The sequence below is a fragment of the Microbacterium umsixpiens genome, assembly GCF_053543675.1.
This window is the reverse complement of sequence record NZ_JBLVOH010000132.1, coordinates 4,039-6,066: the sequence shown is the minus strand read 5'-3', so window position 1 is coordinate 6,066 and position 2,028 is coordinate 4,039. Positions and strand designations below refer to the sequence as shown.

General features: G+C 70.0%; 1 protein-coding gene and 2 pseudogenes. All 3 read left to right on the top strand.

The genetic code is table 11. From position 1 onward, the window contains the following. Positions 1-306: pseudogene (locus ACNPM4_RS13235) on the top strand (ABC transporter ATP-binding protein); the annotation flags it as partial. A 23-nt stretch (positions 307-329) separates the two neighbouring features. Next, a complete protein-coding gene (locus tag ACNPM4_RS13230) occupies positions 330-1,499 on the top strand; it encodes a glycoside hydrolase family 1 protein (protein WP_372469353.1) in 1,170 nt (389 codons plus the stop codon). Between the two features lie 21 nt (positions 1,500-1,520). Further along, positions 1,521-2,028 (top strand): annotated as a pseudogene (locus ACNPM4_RS13225) (molybdopterin-dependent oxidoreductase); the annotation flags it as partial.

Genomic DNA, 2,028 nt, shown 5'->3' with positions numbered 1-2,028 from the left:
ATCGCCCGGGCGCTCGCGAGCGACCCGCAGGTGCTCATCGCCGACGAGCCGGTCTCGATGCTCGACGTCTCGCTGCGTGCGGGCGTGCTGGCGCTGCTGGAGGATCTGCGCGAGAGATGGGGCATCAGCATGCTCTACATCACGCACGACCTGCTGAGCGCGAGGCTCGTGACGCAGAACATCCTGGTGCTCAACGGCGGCCGCGTGGTCGAACGCGGAGAGACCGCCGAGGTGCTGCAGCATCCGGAGGATCCGTACACGATCCAGCTGCTGGACGCCGTGCCCAATCCGACTCGTATCCGATAGAACCACTCATGAGAGGAGCACTCGTGCTCGCATTCCCCGACGGCTTCCTGTGGGGTGCCGCGACCGCGGCCCACCAGGTGGAGGGCAACAACACCACGAGCAACTGGTGGGCGATGGAACACGCCCCCGGCTCGCCCATGGTCGAGCCCTCCGGTGACGCCGCCGACCACTTCCACCGCTACCCGGAGGATATGCGGCTGCTGGCCGCCGCCGGGTTGAACTCCTACCGGTTCTCGGTGGAGTGGGCGCGGATCGAGCCCGAGCGCGGCTTCGTCTCGCGGGCGATGCTCGACCACTACCGCCGCATGATCGACACGGCGCGCGAGAACGGGCTCGACCCGACGGTCACGCTCATGCACTTCACGGTGCCGCAGTGGTTCCAGAAGGACGGCTTCTGGCGTGCCGACGACGCGGTCGACCTGTTCGCCCGCTACGTCGAGACCGTGCTCCCGATCCTCGACGGCGTCGAGTACGTGTGCACGATCAACGAGCCGAACATCGCCGCGATGCTGGCCGGGGGAGAGGATGCCGCGAACCTCGTGGCCTTCGGCCTCCCGAACCCCGACCTCGCCGTGGCCGATACCCTGCTCGACGCGCACCACCGCGCCTCCGAGATCCTGCACTCGGTGCCGGGGGTCAAGGCCGGCTGGACCATCGCCACGCAGGCGTTCCACTCCACCGGTGAGCCCGGCGCCGACGAGATGCTCGCCGAATACGGTGACCCGCGCGACCACTGGTACCTCGACCAGTCGGCCGGCGACGACTTCGTCGGCGTGCAGGCGTACACGCGCACCTTCATCGGACCGGAGGGTCCGCGACCCGTGTCGCCGGATGTGGAGACGACCCTGACCGGCTGGGAGTTCTTCCCCGAGGCGCTCGAGATGGGTGTGCGCAGCGCATGGGAACGCAGCGGAGGGGTGCCCGTGCTCGTGACCGAGAACGGCATCGCGACCGCCGACGACACCCGCCGCATCGCCTACACGCAGGGTGCGCTCGAGGGACTGCACCGCGCGATCTCCGACGGCATCGATGTGCGGGCGTACCAGCACTGGAGCGCGCTGGACAACTACGAGTGGGCCAGCGGCTTCGCCCCCACCTTCGGCCTGATCGGTTTCGACCATCAGACGTTCGAGCGCACTCCGAAGCCCTCGCTCGCCTGGCTCGGGGAGGTCGCGCGCCGCAACGGGCTCTGAGTTCGGGGTTACGCTCAGGGAATGACGACGCACGCGAGGCACTCGACGCGGCAGGACCGGATCCGATCCGCAGCCGCGGGCCTGAGCGCGGCCGTCGTCGCGGTCGGCCTGGCCGAACTCGTCGCTGCGGTCGTGGAGCCGAGCGCGAGCCCGTTCGCCGTGATCGGCAGCGGGCTCATCGACCTCGCGCCGAGCTGGGCGAAAGACACGGCGATCGCGCTGTTCGGCACCGGAGACAAGGTGGCCCTGATCGTCGGGGTCGCCATCGTCCTCGCGGTCGTCGCCGCGTTCGCCGGCTTCCTGGAGCTGCGACGCCCTCCGATCGGGGCCGTGATCCTCGCTGCTCTCGGCGCGCTCGCCGTCGTGGCCGCGATGATCCGCCCCGGTGCGGGGCCGTTCGCCTGGCTCCCCGGCCTCGTCGCCGGTCTCGTCGCGGTGATCGTCGTGCGGATGCTGGTGCGCAGGCTCCGGCCCGTCGCCGGAATCGCCCCCGACGAGATCGACCGGCGCCGGTTCCTGATCTGGACGA